The organism is Nodosilinea nodulosa PCC 7104 (assembly GCF_000309385.1).
Lineage (GTDB): Bacteria > Cyanobacteriota > Cyanobacteriia > Phormidesmidales > Phormidesmidaceae > Nodosilinea > Nodosilinea nodulosa.
Window position 1 is genome coordinate 4,942,561 of the sequence record NZ_JH976537.1, and the last position, 18,134, is coordinate 4,960,694.

Annotated in this window: 12 protein-coding genes and 1 pseudogene; 5 read left to right on the forward strand and 8 right to left on the reverse strand. The window is 61.8% G+C overall.

What is annotated here, in order from left to right:
* Window positions 1-132: 132 nt before the first annotated feature.
* The 5 genes from ligA to LEPTO7104_RS0122875 form a co-directional block, all read right to left on the reverse strand.
* Window positions 133-2,184, reverse strand: a complete 2,052-nt coding sequence (gene ligA, locus LEPTO7104_RS0122855) for an NAD-dependent DNA ligase LigA (RefSeq protein ID WP_017300916.1) — start codon at window positions 2,182-2,184, stop codon at window positions 133-135.
* Between the two features lie 123 nt (window positions 2,185-2,307).
* Window positions 2,308-3,066, reverse strand: a complete 759-nt coding sequence (locus LEPTO7104_RS0122860; RefSeq protein WP_026072996.1) for a TSUP family transporter — start codon at window positions 3,064-3,066, stop codon at window positions 2,308-2,310.
* An 82-nt stretch (window positions 3,067-3,148) separates the two neighbouring features.
* Window positions 3,149-4,279, reverse strand: coding sequence for a glutamate--cysteine ligase (gshA, locus tag LEPTO7104_RS0122865; protein ID WP_017300918.1), 1,131 nt, complete (start codon window positions 4,277-4,279; stop codon window positions 3,149-3,151).
* A gap of 159 nt (window positions 4,280-4,438) precedes the next feature.
* Window positions 4,439-6,040, reverse strand: a complete 1,602-nt coding sequence (locus LEPTO7104_RS0122870; RefSeq protein ID WP_017300919.1) for an FAD-dependent oxidoreductase — start codon at window positions 6,038-6,040, stop codon at window positions 4,439-4,441.
* Window positions 6,041-6,219: 179 nt separating this feature from the next.
* Window positions 6,220-6,789: a type 1 glutamine amidotransferase domain-containing protein gene (locus tag LEPTO7104_RS0122875; RefSeq protein WP_017300920.1), complete on the reverse strand. Its 570-nt coding sequence runs from the start codon at window positions 6,787-6,789 to the stop codon at window positions 6,220-6,222.
* Window positions 6,790-7,512: 723 nt separating this feature from the next.
* Here LEPTO7104_RS0122875 and LEPTO7104_RS34965 point away from each other — a divergent pair.
* Window positions 7,513-8,955, forward strand: a complete 1,443-nt coding sequence (locus tag LEPTO7104_RS34965; protein ID WP_051158529.1) for an acyltransferase family protein — start codon at window positions 7,513-7,515, stop codon at window positions 8,953-8,955.
* A gap of 12 nt (window positions 8,956-8,967) precedes the next feature.
* Entirely contained in the window at window positions 8,968-10,428 is a 1,461-nt protein-coding gene (locus LEPTO7104_RS0122895) for a glycosyltransferase family 2 protein (protein ID WP_017300924.1), read from the forward strand.
* A 125-nt stretch (window positions 10,429-10,553) separates the two neighbouring features.
* Here the strand turns inward: LEPTO7104_RS0122895 and LEPTO7104_RS0122900 are convergent, their stop codons facing one another.
* On the reverse strand, window positions 10,554-12,365 hold the full coding sequence (locus LEPTO7104_RS0122900) for an ABC transporter ATP-binding protein (RefSeq protein WP_017300925.1): 1,812 nt from the start codon (window positions 12,363-12,365) through the stop codon (window positions 10,554-10,556).
* An 861-nt stretch (window positions 12,366-13,226) separates the two neighbouring features.
* Between LEPTO7104_RS0122900 and LEPTO7104_RS0122905 the strand changes: the two genes are divergently transcribed.
* The 3 genes from LEPTO7104_RS0122905 to LEPTO7104_RS0122915 are packed head-to-tail and all read left to right on the forward strand — an operon-like array spanning window position 13,227 to window position 16,826.
* Window positions 13,227-14,897: an ABC transporter substrate-binding protein gene (locus LEPTO7104_RS0122905; protein ID WP_026072997.1), complete on the forward strand. Its 1,671-nt coding sequence runs from the start codon at window positions 13,227-13,229 to the stop codon at window positions 14,895-14,897.
* A 9-nt stretch (window positions 14,898-14,906) separates the two neighbouring features.
* Complete coding sequence (locus LEPTO7104_RS0122910; protein WP_017300927.1) at window positions 14,907-15,911, forward strand: ABC transporter permease; 1,005 nt, start codon at window positions 14,907-14,909, stop codon at window positions 15,909-15,911.
* A 33-nt stretch (window positions 15,912-15,944) separates the two neighbouring features.
* Window positions 15,945-16,826: an ABC transporter permease gene (locus LEPTO7104_RS0122915; RefSeq protein ID WP_017300928.1), complete on the forward strand. Its 882-nt coding sequence runs from the start codon at window positions 15,945-15,947 to the stop codon at window positions 16,824-16,826.
* Window positions 16,827-16,924: 98 nt separating this feature from the next.
* Here LEPTO7104_RS0122915 and LEPTO7104_RS0122920 read toward each other — a convergent pair whose 3' ends face one another.
* Together LEPTO7104_RS0122920 and LEPTO7104_RS0122925 are read right to left on the reverse strand one after the other, a co-directional pair.
* Window positions 16,925-17,554, reverse strand: coding sequence for a nucleotidyl transferase AbiEii/AbiGii toxin family protein (locus tag LEPTO7104_RS0122920; RefSeq protein WP_017300929.1), 630 nt, complete (start codon window positions 17,552-17,554; stop codon window positions 16,925-16,927).
* 152 nt (window positions 17,555-17,706) lie between these two features.
* A pseudogene (locus LEPTO7104_RS0122925) lies at window positions 17,707-18,000 on the reverse strand (transposase); the annotation flags it as partial.
* Window positions 18,001-18,134 lie beyond the last annotated feature (134 nt).

Genomic DNA, 18,134 nt, shown 5'->3' on the forward strand with positions numbered 1-18,134 from the left:
ATAGATAAAGAGCCGAAAACATCCCTGGGAGCGACCCAGAACTCTGCGCTGCTCTCTGCATCTCTGCTCTCTGTATCTTAAGAACTGGCGCCGCCGGTTGAAGGCTCCGGCCCGGCGATCGCAGGCTATGGCTCAGGCGATTAAAGCCCGCAGGTCGGTTTCGCTGAGAATGGCAATGCCCAGACTTTCGGCCTTGGTGAGCTTTGACCCGGCTTTTTCGCCTGCGACTAGGTAGTCGGTGGCTTTGCTGACGCTGCTGGTCACTTTGCCCCCCGCCGCTTCGATCAGCTCGGTGGCCTCTGGCCGGGTGAGGGTCGGCAGGGTGCCTGTGAGCACGAAGGTTTTGCCCGCCAGGGGACCAGCGGCCTGGGCCTGCTCCTCTGGGGTGGCCGCCAGCTGCAGCCCCGCCTGGCGGAGGCGATCGATCAGGGTTTGATTGGCGGGCACCTGAAACCACTGGGCCACCGCCTGGGCGATCTCGGGGCCAATGGTGTGCACGGTTTCGATGCGCTCGGGGCTGGCGGCGGCCAGCGCCTCCACGGTGAGAAAGTGCTGGGCCAGGGTTTTGGCGTTGACGGTGCCGACGTGGCGAATGCCAAGACCGTAGAGCACGGCGGCCCAGGGGCGGGCTTTGGAGGCGGCGATCGCGCCCACCAGCTTTTGCGCCAGCCGCTGGCCCATGCGATCGAGGGGTTCTAGAACCTGCTCGCTCAGGCCGTAGAGATCGGCGACGGACTGCACCAGCCCCTGCTCCACCAGCTGCTTCACCCACTTCTCGCCCAGGCCCTCAATGTCGAGGGCATCGCGCCGAGTCCAGTGGATAATCGCCCCCTGCACGATCGCGGGACAGGAGCTGTTGATGCAGCGGGTGACGGCTTCATCCTCGGGTTTGACCAGGGGGCTGCCGCACTGGGGGCAGTGGGTGGGCATGGCGATCTTGGTGGCATGGTCGGGCCGCAGCTCCGCCAGCACCCGCACCACCTCGGGGATAATCTCCCCGGCCTTGCGCACGATCACGGTGTCGCCCTGGTGAATATCCAGCTCGGCCAGGCGATCGGCATTGTGCAGGGTGGCGCGGGCCACGGTGGTACCGGCCAGCTGCACCGGATGCAGCTCAGCCACCGGCGTTACCGCCCCGGTGCGGCCCACCTGAAAACTGACGTTCTCGAGAATGGTGGGCACCTCCTCTGCCGGATACTTGAGCGCCACCGCCCAGCGGGGAAACTTCTGGGTAAAGCCCAGCTGCTGCTGGAGGGCAAAATCGTTGAGCTTTACCACCACACCGTCGGTCAGGTAGGAGAGCCGGGCGCGGCGGGTGGCCCACTCGTCGTAGTAGGCCTGCACATCGGCGGCGGACCGGCAGAGCTGGCGGTTGGGATTGACGCGAAAGCCGAGGGACTGGAGGAGTTGGAGGGCGGCCCATTGGGTGGATGGTGATAATTTTGAATTTTGAATTTTGAATTTTGAATTCTCTCCCTCGTGGAAGTGCACTGTGTAGGCAAAAAAATCCAGCTTCCGCGCGGCCACAATCCGCGAATCGAGCTGGCGCAGGGTACCGGCGGCGGCGTTGCGGGGGTTGGCGAAGGGGGCTTCGCCGCGCTCGGCCCGTTCGGCGTTGATCTGCTCAAACACGTCCAGGGCCAGAAAGGCTTCGCCGCGCACTTCGACCACGGCGGGCGGGGTGTCGGTGTTCAGCCGCAGGGGAATGGAGCGGATGGTGCGCACATTCTGGGTGATCTCTTCTCCGGCGACGCCGTCGCCGCGGGTGACGCCGCGCACCAGCAGGCCGTTTTCGTAGGTGAGGGCAAGGGCGTTGCCGTCGATTTTGAGTTCGGCGACGTAGTCTACCGCCCCAACGTCGGGGGCCTGCCTGCGCCAGCGCTCTTCCCAGGCGCGAAATTCGGCCAGGTCGAAGGCATTCTCCAGGCTGTAGAGGGGAATGTTGTGGCGCACGGAGGTGAACTGGGCGGCGGGCCTTTCGCCGACGCGCTGGGTGGGGCTGTCGGGGGTGACCAGTTCGGGGTGGGCGGCTTCGAGGTCTTGCAGCTCGCGGTAGAGGCGATCGTAAACTTCGTCGGGCAGGTCGGGGGCATCGAGCACGTAGTAGGCGTAGCTGGCGGCTTGCAGCTGCGACCTGAGGGTCTGCACCCTGGCGGCGGTGGATTGTTCTGCGCTCTGGCCCATGGCTGTATCCCTTAAACTCGCCCGGTGGCTAGTGTAGCGCTGCGATCGCCCCGCTGCTGAATCGGGTTCTGGCCCCTGGACTAAAACCGGCTGCCCATCCCGGCCTCCTGGGGGTTTTCCCGATTAGCCGTAGGCGTCCATCCACAGCTTGGCGGCCATCACAAAGCAGACGACGGTGACCACCGGGCGAATGAGCCCGGCCCCACGGGTTACCACCAGCCTGGCCCCCACATAGGCGCCGAGGAACTGGCCGCAGAGCATGATCAGGCCAACGGCCCAGTAGATTTGACCAAACAGCAGAAAGTAGAGCAGCGCGGCGATGTTGCTAGTAAAGTTCAGCAGCTTGGTGTGGGCGGTGGCTTTGGCGAGGTTGTAACCGCCCAGGCTGACAAAGGCCAGGGCCATAAACATGCCCGTGCCGGGGCCAAAAAAGCCGTCGTAAAACCCCAGCAGCGGCGCCACCAGGGCCGAAAATACCCCGTGGCTGACCCGCCGCTGGCTGTCCACAGCGCCCAGCTTGGGCGACAGGGCGAAGTAGCTGCCCAGGGCAATCAGCAAAAACGGAATGATTTTGGCCAGGGTGGTGGCGTCCATTTTGAGCACCAGCCAGCCGCCCGCGATCGCGCCCAAGAACGTCGTGGCGATCGCCAGCCGGTTGTCTGATAGGCGCATCGCTCCCTGCCGCAGAAAGTAGAGGGTGGCGGTGAAGGTGCCGCCGCTGCCCTGGAGCTTGTTGGTGGCGATCGCCGCCGCCGGAGGCACCCCCGCCATCAGCAGGGCGGGCAGGGCAATCAGGCCCCCGCCCCCGGCGATGGTGTCGAGGCAGCCTGCGATCGCCGCCACCCCAAACAGCAGCGCGGCCAGGGCCAAACTCAGCTCCACTCAGGCGTCCTCACAACCGTGGCCTCCTCACAACCGTGCCGTCTTCGCACCCGTGCCTCCCGGTTTTGGGCATCACAGCAGCCTAGGCGGCGGCCACAATGCCCAGGGCCAGCATGTCTTTGTAGTTAAAGTCCTGAATTGCCGCCGTCATGATCTGGCGGGGAGTCATGCCCAGGCGGTAGGCGTTGAGCCAGCGCTGGGCCTCGTTGCCCTGGGTCAGAATGTCCGTCAGGGGGCGCAGGTAGGCGTCAATGCCCAGCTGAGACGCCGCCGGGCTGTAGAACTCGTAGAGGGTTTGAATCCAGTCGCGGGCGGTGGTCTGCTCGCCGCTTTGCCAGTGGGTCAGCGTCGCGTCCAGGCTGTCGCGGGCGGCGGCGGTTTCGTTGGCGGCGGCAACGGCCTCCAGCGCCTCGGCAGAAAACGGCGATCGCCGCAGCGGATCGATAGATTCATCCTGCAAAACGGCCTGAATGCGCAGCTCCAGCAGGGCGGTGACGGCGAGCAGGGCGATCGGGTCGCTGACTAGATCAGAAATCCGCAGCTCCAATCGGTTGAGGTCGTAGGGGCGGTTTTCGCCGTTGGGCCGCACCGACAGCCACAGGTGGCGCACGTTCTGCATGGTGCCCAGCGCCAGCTGCGCCTCGGTCCAGTCGATGTAGTGCTGGTGGCTGGCGAACAGGGGCACCTGGGCCGGGGTCTGGGGGAAGATGCCCCAGCGGGTGGAGTGCCAGCCCGTGGGCCTGCCGTTGAGAAAGGGTGAGGCGGCGGTCAGCGCCAGCACCAGGGGGGCCTCCAGGCGCAGCACCCGGTAGGCCCGCATCAGGGCTTCGGGGTCGTCGATGCCGAAGTTGATGTGGATGCTGGCGGTGACTACCTTGGTGCCGTAGGTCTGCTCGATGTAGGTGTGGTAGGGGTTGCCGGGGTCGGAGCGCTCGAAGCGATCGCTGCCGCCGAGGGCCATGGTGCTGCCGGGGTGCAGGGTCAGGTTGCCCCTGGCGCGCAGGTACTCCCGCAGCCGCAGGCGAGGTTCCAGCACCGCCTCCAGCAGCTCGCCGTAGTCGCGCCGGGGCGGGGTGGTGTACTCCACGTTGCGGTGGTCGGGCTCGTAGACAAACTCGGCCAGGTCACGCACGATGTCGCGGGCAATGCCAACCACATCGCCTGTGGGCGTGCCGGTGTACAGCTCCACCTCAAAACCTTTGGTCAGTAGCATGCCGGGTACCTATACCTCTATTCAGAGAAGGGCAGAGAAATGGGACTGATCCCCGCAGCCAGGGCTTGACACCCGGCAGACTGCGTTGAATGCCAGTCCACAAACTAGACAGACCTGTCTAATCATCTGTCTAAAATATATAGACAGGTCTGTACAATGTCAATTCCCTGCATAGGCGGCCACCGGCTGCTTAAGCATCGCCACCCAGTTGGCGGGCTGGGTCGAGAGGGTGCTGGCCGGGGGCATTTCGCCCAGGCGCATCAGCTCTGAGATCGCCAGCAGCTCGGCGGCAAACCCGTTGGCCAGCACCGCCAAAATCTGGTCAGATTCGACGTAAAACACCAGGAAATCTCCGGCCTCAAGGTCGCCGTGCACGATGGTGTCATCCCAGCGATCGGCATGGCCCACGTAGTGCAGATTGATCGAAAACTGCTTGGTCCAAAAGAACGGCACCCCCCGGAACGGCACCCGCTGCCCCAGCATGTTGCAGGCCGCAACCCGGCCGTGCTGGGCCGCCAGCCGCCAGTGCTCAATGCGCACGTCGCGGCCCGATCGCGAATCGGGGTAGCGGGCCACATCCCCCGCTGCGTACACTCCCTCGACGGCGTTCAGGTAAGCGTCCACCAGCACGCTGCCGTCGCCGCTGTGCAGCGGCATGGCGGCCAAAAAGTCGGTGGCCGGATCGATGCCGATGCCCACAATAACCAGATCGGTCTCAATGCGATCGCCGCTGTCGAGCACGGCGGCTGCCACCGCGCCGTCCCCCTCCAGGGCCGTTACCCGGCGGCTGAGGCAAAACTCTACGCCATTGTCCTGGTGCAGGGCCAGCAGGCGGCGGCCCACCCCGGCCCCAAAGGTGGTTTCAAAGGGCACCGCCGTAGGCGAAACCACCGTCACCGCCAGTCCCGCCTGGGTCAGGCTGGCCGCCGTTTCCATGGCAATAAAGCTGGCACCTACCACCACCGCTCGCCTGGCGATTTGGGCCGCCGCTAAAATGTGGGCGGCGTCTTCGGCCCGGTGCAGGGTAAATACGTTCTGAAGGTCGGCCCCAGGCCCGTTGAAGGGGCGGGCCTTGCCCCCCGTAGCTAGCAGCAGCTGGTCGTAGGCTAGCTCCTCGCCATTGTCGAAGGTGAGGCTGTGCTCGTAGGGTTTGACGGCGGTGACGGTGCGATCGCGCCAAATCTCAATGTGGTGCTGCTCAAAAAATGACTCTGGACGCAGCGCGGGCAGCGTTCCGGCCCCATCGCCCTGGAGATACCCCTTGCTCAACGCCGTGCGCCGGTAGGGGTTCTCGGCCTCGGCGGTGATCATGATAATTCGCCCTTGAAAGCCCTCCTGGCGCAGCATTTCCGCCGCAGTTTGGCCCGCAATGCCCGCCCCCAAAATCGCAAAGGTGCGGCCATCGACGCTGGGGTCGTAGGCGGCCATGGGTGCGGGCCGATGCGGCGACGATGGCTCTGGCACCTCCACAACCACATCGTCGCCCTCTATCCGCAGGGGGTACAGGCTCAGGCTATCCAGGCCGGGCGGCTCGCACTGAAGGCCGGTTTGCACGTTAAAGCTGGCCATGTGCCAGGGGCAGACCAGGCGCTGGCCGTGCAGCAGCCCCTTGGCCAGGGGGGCACCCGCGTGGGGGCACACCGCCCCCAGGGCGTAGAAACCATCCGCCGATCGCGCCAGCAGCACAGCGGTTTCTCCAACCTGGACCTGGCGCAGATCGCCCTCCAATAACTCATGGGTCTTACAAACCGCTGCTTCCATGGGGTGAATTCCGTAGCTTCATGTAGCAGCTTACGTATCGGGGCTGCCGTCGCCCTCTTTCAAAAGGGAGGCAAAAGAGAGGGGCTTAGCCCGTTTGAGCTAAGCCCCAGGGGGAGCCGGAGCCGTAGATGGTTCAGGCTACTCCAGCCCGGCTGCCTCCTAGACGACTGCGATGGCGATTAGACGAGCTGCGCTTCAGCCGACCGCTGGCCCTGGCAGAAGGCCTCCACCATTTTGCTGTTGAAGGCGGGCAGATCCTTGGGGTTGCGGCTGGTGACCAACCCGCGATCGACCACCACTTCGCGATCGACCCAGGTGGCACCGGCATTGCTGAGGTCTGTCTTCAGCGAGGGCCAGGAGGTGACGGTGCGACCCCTGACCGCATCGGCTTCGATCAGGGTCCAGGGGCCGTGGCAGATTGAGGCCACGGGCTTGCTGGCGTCAAAAAACGCTCTGACAAACTCCACCGCCTGGGTATTGGTGCGCAGCTGGTCGGGGTTTAGCGGCCCGCCCGGCAGCACCAGGGCGTCGTAGTCGCTGGCGTTGGCCTGGTCGAGGGTGCGATCGACCGAAATTTTGTCGCCTTTGTCGTGGTGGTTCCAGCCCTGAATGGAGTCGCCGTGGGGGGCGATGACGTGAACCTGGGCACCGGCTTGCTCCAGCGCCTGTTTGGGATCGGTTAGCTCAACCTGCTCAAATCCATCGGTGGCCAGGATGGCTACCCGGCGATTGTTAAGCGCTTGGGCCATGGTAATTCTCCTTGGTGATAGGTAGTAAAAGGTTCTGGATTGCGATCGCTCTTAGGACTCTTAGGATCGGATCGCTCTCAGAACTGCTCTCAGCCCAATCCTGCCTTTAAAGGGGGCTGGCCCTTATCCGTCAATGGGGGCATTGGGCACTGGAAGTATTGGAAGCATTGGCAAAGCCCGTTGGCGCATAGAGGCAGCCCAAATTCCTGGGCGCGGCCTTTAACGGCCCGGTTTTCAGGGCAAAGCCTGGGCTAAAGATAGTAAGCGGCGGCCCCGGCCTGGGGAAGAAAGCAGCCTTTTCTAGCCCAAAGAAGGCCCATAGCTGATCTGGGGGCTGAGATGCAATGGCGTGCCGAAGGGATGCCGAAAAAATACGGTTTGGACTTATTTGCCAGCCCCGGCGCGGCCCCGGGGAACAAAAGTCTTTGGCCAATCGTCAGCATGGCAACTGTCGAGGTAGAGGCTCAGGGCCAAACAAATATTGCTTATGGTTGATTTTGCTTAACTTTTATTGCTTGTATTCTGAGCAGAATATTCAGCTAGTTCTGGCTCAGTGGAGTCTATGCCTTCTATGTCTAAAGGCAGGTTCTAAGGGCAGGGGCGCGCAATTTCTTTGGCGCCCCGGCGGCCCGATGGCGTTTCATAGTTTCCCTGCTTTAGCCCCTGGGGCAGCGGTGGGGTTTTGGAGTTCTTCGGAATCAAATTCATTGAGATCGCTAGCTTATGTCTCAACCATCTTCTGTGCATTCTCGGTCCGCAAAGCGGCAGCTTAGCTGGCTGGAGGGTATTCGGATATTGGCGGCAGTAAGTATTCTGCTCTATCACGCTCAGCTGTTGTTCACGGGCTACGCCTACGCCCCCGAGCCTACCGGGCTGGGAAGCAACCTGGCCGCGATCGCCACGGCCAGCCCCCTGCTGGGCCACAATCCCCTGGCCGTGGCCGCTGCCCTGCCGGTGTGGTTCGGGTTTCAGGCGGTGGATGTGTTTATTTTGCTGGCCGGGTTTGTGCTGGTGCTGTCGCTGCGCCGCAGGGCCTACCCGATTCAGCCGGGCGAGTTCATTCTGAGTCGCCTGCTGCGAATTCTCTGGCCTTTCTGGACCGTGGCCTGGCTGAGCTATCCAGTTCTCTGGCTGGTTGGCGTCGCCACCGACAGCTACCGCCCCTCGCCGTGGGACACCTTTGGTGGGGCCACCTTTCCGCTGCTGTTTGATTTCGACGGCAGGCTCTTGCTTCCCACCAGCGGCCCCTGGTGGTTTATCGCTCTAATTATTAGTTTTGCGCTGATCTCGCCGCTGCTGTGGCACCTGCTGGTGCGGTGGGGGGCGCGCAACCTGCTGCTGGCCAGCCTGGTGATCACGCTGCTCTACCGTTACGGGGCGGTCTACTACTTTGGCGGCCATGTCACCTACGCCACGATCGATACGCCCAATGACTGGCTGCCCTTTGTTCCCTTTTTGGCCAAGCTGAGCACCTTTGTGGTGGGCATGGTGCTGGCCGAGGCCTACGGCAATCGCCAGGGGCTTCTGTTCTGGCGGCCTCGGCGGCTGGTGGGGGTGGGGCTGCTGATCTATGCCCTGGGCTTTGTGGCTCAGTTTTACCGGGCGGGCTGGGTGGTGTGCGACCTGCTGCTGCCGGTGGGGCTGGTCATGGTGGTGGGGGTGGGGCTGCGATCGCTCGGCAGCGTCCCCGCCCTGGCGGCGGCCATGGCCTGGCTGGGTCCCCACACCTACAGCTACTTCCTGCTCCACAATTTTGTTGTCGATCGCACCATCAATCTGTGGGTGCAGGGGAGCCTCTGGCGCTACTGGGTTGCCCTGCCGCTGATGGTGGTGGGCACCCTGGGCCTGGCCCTGATTGCCGATGCGGCCTGCCCCTTTATTCAGCGCAGCGCCCTCCAGCTGTGGCGCGACCTGGACTACCTGCTGACCCAAAACCCCGCTCCCCAGAGCGCTACCCCCATGCCGGAAGTGGGCGATCGGGTCAGCTATCAGGGCAGCCAGGACTGGATTGTGCGCAAGGTGGAAACGCTGCTTGACGACGGCGAGACCTACCTCTGCCAGATTGCCGCAGGGCAGCAGCTGGTGTGGGTTAGCGCCGCCACCGTCAGGCTGGTGGAGGCCCGCCCCAGCCCCTACCCAACCGTTGAAACCGTCACTTCAAGCTAGGAGCTGCCCGCCGTGGCCAAGACGTGGTCTGCCGAAATTCAGAAGGTTATTTTTACGCACGTGCTGCTGATTGGCCTGCCCGCCGTTTTTTACGGCGGCCTGCTACTCAGCGGATGGGCCTTGGTTAGCCCCCAGGCGGTGGTGCTGACGCTTTTTTTGTTCAATGCGGTGATGATTATCATCGAGTCGAGCAACGCCCTATTTCGCCGCTTTGCCACCTACCCCCGGCCCTCTAGCCGCCCCTCGGAGCAAACCCGCAGCCAGGTCAAGGCCTGGATGGGCGTGCGGGGGTCGGAGTGCCCCTACCCGATTGAACCCGTGCCGCGCTGCTCGTTTTTAGTGGCCGCCTACCTGCCCAACGAGCAAGGCATTATCGTGGAAACCCTGGGGCACCTGCTCACCCACATAGAGCGACCGGAGGCCGGGCTGGAGATTATTTTGGCCTACAACACCCCCACCGATCTGGTGGTTGAGGCCGAGCTGCACAAGCTGGCCCGGGAGCATCCTGAGCTGCGGCTGCTGCGGGTCGAGGCCAGCCGGTCTAAGGCTGAAAACATCAATGCGGCCCTCGACATGGCCACGGGCGAGATCGCCTGCGTGCTCGACGCCGACCACCACCCCGCCGCCGACTGCTTTCGGCGGGCCTGGCACTGGATTGCCCAGGGCTATGACGTGGTGCAGGGGCGCAACGTGATTCGCAACCACGGCGAAAATCTCCTGACCCAGACCGTGGCGATCGAGTTTGAGCAGCTCTACGGCATCAGCCACGCCGCCAAGTCTTTTTTAACCGACTCCAGCATCTTTGGCGGCTCGAATGGCTACTGGCGCACCGAGGTGCTCAAGCGCATTCGGTTTAACCCCAACCGCCTGACCGAGGACATTGATGCGTCTTTGCGATCGCTGCTCAACGGCTACCGCATTCTGCACGATCGCAGCATTGTGACCAGCGAGCTAGCGCCCGCCTCGCTCAAGACCTTCTGGTTTCAGCGCAAGCGCTGGGCCCACGGCTGGCTAGAGGTGTCGCTGCTCTACCAGCGGCGGCTGTGGCGATCGCCCTACTTCAACCCCTGGCAAAAATTCTACTGGACCTATCTGCTCTACTACTGCGAAGGCTTTGCTTTAATTTCTCTCCAGCTCTTGCCGGTGCTGCTGGCGGCTTTTCTGGTGCCCAGCGCGGCCCTGGGCCAGATGCACCGCTATTTTTTAATCGCTGGCGGCCTGTCTCTCTTTAGCGGCATTTACCAGGTTCTGGCCGCCGCCAAGATTGCCTCCAGGCCCTACCCCCTGGCCTACTACCTCAAGCACATCCTGTTTCTGCCGTTCTACGTAACGCTGAAAAACTCGATCGCGGTGGTGGCTATCTACGACTACCTCAACGGCAACAATCGCTGGGTCGTCACCCCCCGCGACGGCCAGTCCCAGGGGCAATCCCAGGGGCCAGCCCCAAAGCGCTACCGCCTGAAGCAGGGCTAAGCGCCCCCTTATCCCTGCCCCCACTACTCGAAGGCTGAATATTTCCACCGTTTTGGCGCGCTTGGCTCCCTGGCTCCCCTGCCCCTAGCCTACAGAAATAGCCCCTGAACTTCCGCCTCAGAGTACTAGCCCTGGGTCAGGAGCATTTGCCGCTGGCGAATATCGTCGAGCTGAGCGTCGGGAATGGCCTTAATCAACTGCTGGGTATAGGGCTGCTGGGGCGAGTTGTAAATCACGTCGGCGGGGCCAATTTCCTCAATGCGGCCCTGGTTCATGACCATGATGCGATCGCTGACAAACTTCACCACGCTGAGGTCGTGGGAGATGAAAATATAGGTGAGGTTGAACTCCTGCTGGAGATCTTTCAGCAGGTTTAGCACCTGGGCCTGCACCGACACATCGAGGGCCGACACCGACTCATCGCAGATAATGAACTTGGGCTCGCAGGCCAGGGTGCGGGCAATGCAAATCCGCTGCCGCTGCCCGCCCGAAAATTCGTGGGGCATGCGCCGGAGGGCGCTGGCGTCGAGGCCGACGCGCTCTAGCAGGTGGGCCGCCCGCCCCTGGCGCTGGTGACCGTCGCCGCCCAAACCGTGAATCTTCATCGGCTCTACAATGGCCGCGCCAATGGTTTGGCGGGCATCGAGGGAGCCGTAGGGGTTTTGAAACACAATCTGCATTTCCCGCCTGAGGCGGCGCAGGGTTTCAGCGTCCAGGTCCAGGACCGACTGGCCGTCAAACTGAATGCTGCCAGCGCTGGGTTCGATCAGCCGCAGGAGGCAGCGGCTGAGGGTAGACTTGCCGCAGCCCGACTCCCCCACCAGGCCCAGGGTCTCCCCCGGATACACCTCAAAGCTGACGTCATCGACGGCCCTGAACTCGGTTTTTTGGCCCAAAAAGCCCCGCCGCACCGGAAAAGCCTTGACCAAGTTTTGCACCACCAGCAGGGGGGGCTGCTGCATCAGCACCCGGCGGTGCTGGGCAATCTCCTCGGGGCTGACCTCGGCCAGCAGCTCGGCTTTTTCGGCCTCGCTGCGCACCTTGGCGACAATTTGGCCGGGGGCGCCACCCTCGGCGGGGAGCACCTCCATAAAGTCGCTGACCGTGGGCAGCCGCCGCAGCTGCTTGTGGGGCCGGGGCCGACAGTTCAAAAGCCCCTGGGTGTAGGGGTGCTGGGGGTCGGCAAACAGGTTGTAGACCGGGGCCAGCTCCACCAGCTCGCCCTGGTACATGACCGCCACGCGATCGGCCACCTCTGAGACAACCCCCATGTCGTGGGTAATGAAGACTATGGCGGTGCTCCGCGAGGCCTGCAAATCCCGCAGCAGATCGAGGGTGGCCGCCTGAATCGTGACATCCAGGGCGGTGGTGGGCTCGTCGGCGATCAGCAGGGCAGGGTTGCCGGCCAGGGCGATCGCAATCATCACCCGCTGCTGCTGCCCGCCCGAGAGCTGGTGGGGGTAGCGCCCTAAAATTTGCTCTGGATCGGGCAGTTTAACCTCGTCAAACAGCGCGATGGCTCGCTCTGTGGCGGCTTTGCCGTCTAAGTTTTGGTGCAGTCGCAGCGCTTCTGTGAGCTGGTTGCCGCAGGTAAACACCGGGTTGAGGGAGGTCAGCGGCTCCTGAAAAATCATCGAAATGAGCTTGCCGCGATACTGGCGCCGCTGGTCGCGGGTGAGCGTGAGCAGATCGACGGGTTCAGACTCTGGAAATCTGGGGTCGCGGAACAAAACCTGCCCGGCGAGCTGGGCGCTGGGTTCGAGCAGCCCAATTAAGGCCAGAGAGGTGACCGATTTCCCCGAACCCGATTCCCCCACCAGACCCAGGGTTTCCCCGGCCAGCAGGGAAAAGGATACCGACTTAACCGCCTGAACCGCCCCTGACTTGGTGGGGAAGGTCACCGATAGATCGCGAACATCGAGAATAGGGAGAGGCATAGCTGGTGTAAGCCGGGGAGGTTCTGACGGCAAAGGAAGGCTAAGCGGATGTTTGAAAAGACCCATCTTTTGTAGCGAAAGTGGAGATCCCCCTTAAATCCCCCTACCCTGCGGGAAGCCGCAAGCGTCTATAAAAAGGGGGACCTTTACCACCCTTTTCAAGGGGGGCATGGGGGATCAGCAGGTGGCTAAAGCTACAGCAGATCACTTTTCAAACGACCTCTAAATCGGCAAGTGCTTGCCGCCTGGTTGCCAATTCAGATTTGTCAATGCCGAAGCTTAGCACCAAAGCAACCGGGGCACAGTAGCAACGTAAACTAAAGCAACTCTGTGCAGCCAGCTGTGTCCAGCAAAAATGCTCGGCAAAAATTAGTTTATTAAGGTATTTGCAAGAGCAATTCGCCAATTTGTCAATCTCCCTTAGGGCCTATTTAAAGAGGCCGCTTGCCCATTTTTCAGTCGGCTTGTCGCCTGATCGTTCCTTAAATTCGAGGCCTTTCAGCGGCCTCTGAGTCCAGGTTTAAAGGCCGACCTGAGCCTCTAAAACACCCGCCACCCGGCCTAAATCATCGTTCCCTGCCCATAGGTATAGCCATAGCCACGTTGGTTAGAACATCCAGAAACCCCATGAACGTTCAAACGTTTGAACGTTTATTAGGAGACCTGTCTTAACCAGACTGGCCACAGCTATACAGCCGTGTGTTTCAGGATGCCAAATACAGGCAATTGGCCAGTTTTGTATCTGGTTACTCACTTTGCTGGCAGAAGATTTATGTAGGTTTCAGAGAATGATTTGGCGGGCCTGCTAAAGTGCCGATCAATCGGCTGCTGCTGATTTTGCAAAGGAGTGAGCGAACAATCATGGGCAAACTAGGTTTTTTTCGGCAGCACTGGCGGCACATCGTTCTGGCATTTATGGCGCTGACGCTGGCGCTGACGCTGGCCAACTGCGGCGGTGCCTCTCAGCAGGCCTCCACCCCCACGGCGGGGGATGCCGCCGCGCCCGCCGCCACGGGGGCGCTGGTGTTTGGCTCTAACGGTCAGCCGGTCAGCCTGACCCCAGGCAACATTACCGACGGCAACTCGCTCTACGTGCAGCAGCAGATTTACAACTACCTGATTGGCAACAAGCCCGGCACCACCGAGCTAGCGCCGGAGCTGGCCACCGAATGGAGCGCTTCGGAGGACGGCCTCACCTGGACCTTTAAGCTGCGCGAGGGCGTCACGTTCCACGATGGCACCGATCTAAACGCCGATGCGGTGGTTTTCAACGTCAATCGCTGGTGGGACCCGGACTTTGAGTACGGCTACCGGGCGGAGGGCAACCTCTACGAAATTTGGACCGACCTGTTTGGCGGCTTCAAGGGCGATGAGGCCTCTACCCTGGTCGATGTGCAGGCGGTGGACGATTTGACCGTGGAGTTTAAAGTTGCCGAGCCGTTTGCGGCGTTTCCGGCGGCGATTTCTTCGGCCTACTTTGGCATCGGCAGCCCGACGGCGATGCAGAAGGCCGGGGCCAGCTACGGCAGTCCCTCCGGGGCGGCGGTGGGCACCGGCCCTTTTGTGTTTAAGGAGTGGATTAGCGGCGATCGCGTCACCTTTACCAAATTTGCCGACTACTGGGAGGAGGGGCTGCCCAAGGTCGACGAGCTGGTGATCAGCTTTGTGGAAGACCCGGCGGCGCGGCTGGCCCAGCTGCGGGCGGGCACCCTCGACTTCACCGTCGATCTAACCCCCGACCAGCTGCCTGAAATCAAGTCAGACGCCAACCTGGAGGCAATTTTTCGGCCCTCCTTCAACGTCGGCTATCTGGCGTTGAACCCCTCCTACGAGCCGCTGGCCAAGAAGGAAGTGCGGCAGGCGATCGCCCAGGCGATCAATAAGCCCGAAATTGTCAAAGCCTTCTGGGGCGACCTGGGCGAAACCGACGGCCACTTTGTGCCGCCCTCGCTGAAGGAATACAGCAGCGGTGACGTGAGCGACTACAAATACGACGCCGCAGCGGCCAAGCAGGCGATCGCCGAGGCGGGCTACCCCGACGGCTTTACCCTCGATCTGTGGTACATGCCCGTCAGCCGCCCCTACTTTCCCAACCCCAAGCCCATTGCCGAGGCCTTCGCCGCCGAACTGAGCCAGATCGGCATCCAGGTAAACCTGCAAACCAAAGACTGGGGGGCCTACCTGGAGGACCGCAATACCGCCCCTGGCTTCCAGTCCTTCATGCTGGGCTGGACCGGCGACTACGGCGACCCAGACAACTTCTTGTACGCCCACTTTGGCCCCGGTTCTACCCAAGATTTGGGCGACTACAAAAACCCCCAGCTGTTCGACTTGCTCAACCAGGCCCGCGTGGCCAGCGAGCCGGCCGAGCGCGAAAAGCTCTACAAACAGGTGGATGACCTGATCTTTGACGAAGCCCTGCGGATTCCCATCGTGCATTCCCAGCCGCTGCTCTCCCAGCGCACCAATATCAGCGGCTGGGCTCCCAGCCCCTTTAGCACCGAGCCGTTTACCGCCGTCGAAAAGAGCTAGGCAAGTCCTATGGGTCGATATATTCTCAGGCGGCTCTTGCAGCTGGTGCCGGTGCTGCTTGGCATTTCACTGCTGGTGTTTGCCTTTTTGCACCTGATTCCGGGCGACCCGGCGGTGACCATGCTGGGCGATCGCGCCACCCCCGATGCGGTAGAAAAGCTGCGGGAGCGCATGGGCCTCAACGAGCCGCTGCCGCTCCAGTACCTGACCTTCTTGGGCAACTTGCTCAGGTTTGACCTGGGCACCAGCATTTTTACCGGCGTCCCGATCTCCAAGGAAATTCTCCAGCGCTGGCCCGCCACCTTTGAGCTGTCGGTGGTGGCCATGGCCATTGCCCTGGTCATCGGCATTCCCGCCGGGGTGGTGGCCGCCGTGCGCAAAAATAGCCTGGTTGACAACCTGGCCATGGGCGGCTCGCTGCTGGGGGTCTCGATGCCGGTGTACTGGCTGGGGCTGCTGCTGGTGTACCTGTTTGCCGTCAACCTTCAGTGGCTGCCCCCCAGTGGCCGCATTGGCATCAACGCCAGCTTTGCCCCCATCACCGGCTTCTTTCTCCTCGATTCCCTGATTCAGGGCGACTTCAAGGCGCTGGGGGATGTGCTCTCCCACCTGATTTTGCCCGCGCTGACCCTCAGCACCATTCCCCTGGCGATTTTAGCCCGCATCACCCGCAGCGCCATGCTGGAGGTGCTCTCCCAGGACTACATTCGCACCGCTCGCTCCAAAGGGCTGAAGGAGTTTTGGGTGATTGGCAAGCACGCCCTCAAAAACGCCATGCTGCCGGTGGTCACCATCATTGGGCTGGAGTTTGGCACCCTTTTGGGCGGGGCCATTTTGACCGAGACGATTTTCTCCTGGCCCGGCATCGGCAGCTGGATCTACGGCGGCATTTTGCAGCGCGACTACCCGGTGGTGCAGGGGGGCGTGGTGTTTGTGGCCTTTGTCTTTGTGCTGGTCAATTTAATTGTGGATCTTTCCTACGCCTTTTTAGACCCCCGCATTCAGTACAAGTAGCGCCCAGTAGCAGTCCAGTAGCACCAGGAACCCATGGCGATCGCCTCTCCCCAAACCCGCCAGGCTCGGCTGCTCAAGAATCGAGCCGTGCAGCGTTTTTTAGAGTCCACCTCGGGCCTCATCGGCCTGGGACTGACGCTGTTTATAGTGCTGGCGGCCCTGCTGGCCCCGGTGCTCAACCCCTACGATCCGGCTACCGATCGCGACTACGCGGCCCGGCTGCAAGGCCCCAGCCTGGAGCACTGGTTTGGGGCCGATGGCCTGGGCCGCGACATTCTCACCCAGGTCTGGTACGGGCTGCGCACGTCGCTGGTGATTGGCCTGGTGGCGGTGCTAATTGGCCTGCTGATTGGCGTCGCCCTGGGGCTGGCGGCGGGCTACTTTCGCGGCTGGATCGAGACCGTGATCGGCTGGCTCACCGATGTGATGCTGGCGTTTCCGTCGATCTTGCTGGCGATCGCCGTCGTCACCGTTACCGGCCCCAGCGTAGTCAGCGTGATGATGGCCGTCGGCATTGTGCAAATTCCCAAGTTCATTCGCCTTACCCGCAGCATGGTGCTGTCCCTGCGGGAGCAGGAGTTTATTCAAACCGTGCGCGCCTTTGGGGCCAGGCCGCCCCGGATTGTGTTTCTGCACATTTTGCCCGCCAGCCTGGCGCCTTTAATTGTGCAGTCCACCCTGGCGATCGGCACCTCTACCCTGGAGGCCGCTGGCCTGGGGTTTTTGGGCCTGGGCGCGCAGCCCCCCACCCCCGAGCTGGGCACCATGCTCTCCGACGCCTTCAAGGGCGGCTACTCGCTCACCGCCCCCTGGACAATCGTGTTTCCGGGCCTGTTTATTACCCTCACCGTGCTGGCGTTTAATCTGCTGGGCGACGGGCTGCGAGACGCCCTCGACCCGAAGGGCAGCCGCTAGGGAAATGGCGATCGGCCCTGCATTCAACCGTATTGTGCTTGGGGCCAGGCGATCGCGGCGGTTCTAGACTTTGGGGCCATTGGGAACGCGATGATGACCTAGAAATCGTCATCGGCTTCGACGGGCTGAATGTCTTGACGGACCAAATCCTGCCAAACCGACAAAATTTCTGGCTTAGCGTTCTCGGCCATGAGCTGTTGGGTCACGGGGCCAGGATGAGCTTTCAGGTCAGGGAACGCCAGCAGCAGCATGGCAATGTCTCGCCAATCGGTGCCCGCTTTGGGTTTGCCCTGGCGCTGCTGGAAAGCGATTACCTTCAGCGCAACTAACGTCGCTGGGGTAACCACTAAAACTTGCTCAATTCTTTGGCAAGGGGGCAGCATGTCTACAGAGCGAATATCAACCAGGTGCCGATTGCCGGTTTTTTGAAGTTGATTGACGCGATACCCCAAGCCAGCTTTGACTTCCCGCACCCGAACGGCAATCTGAAAGCGTTCGGCTAGCCACAGCCGAATTTCCTCAGCTAGGGCTACCGCTCGCGGCGAAAGCAGGTCGATATCCTGGGTCATGCGGGGTTCATCGACCCAAGCATTGACGGCCTGCGCCCCAAACAGAACAGCGTCGTCGCGGTCACGCAAAAAATCGAGCACCGCTTCCTGAATGATGGCTAATGGCAGCGACTCCCCCATGGCAAATTCTTGAAAGGTGAGAACTCCTGCATTTAACATGGCTTTGCGCCTCAAAGTCTTAAAAACCCTTGCGGCTGGCACAAGCGTAAATGCCGATGGGCTTACCCAACGGTAGCAGAACTCAACGAACAAGAATTAGGTAGGTAGCCCTAATTAAACGTTGCCGTAGATACTGTGTTGGCCCGAGATCGTCAAGGGACAGCCAAGGCCGATTTTTGGGGTTTCAGCTTTTCAGGATCGTAGAGTTGACCTGAGGACAACACGCCGTAGACGATACGAATGAGCTTGTGCATAGCAGCGCCGATAATCGCCATTTTGGTTTTGCCCGCCGCCGTTAGGCGCTCACACCAAGGGTGAAGTTCTCGGGCATGGCGCAGGAAGGCGATGGCCGGGAAATACAGCGCTTTTCGCATGCGGGCATTGCCAATCTTGCAGAGTCGGGTTTTGCCCTGCACTGATGTGCCAGAGGTATGTTCTTGGGCTGTAGACACGCTTTATCAGTACGCCTGGCTCATTCCGGTGCTGCCGCTTATCGGGGCCGCCGTGGTGGGCACTGGGTTGATTTCCTATGGCGAGGCCACCAGCAAGCTGCGGCAGCCAGCGGCCATTTTCATCGTTT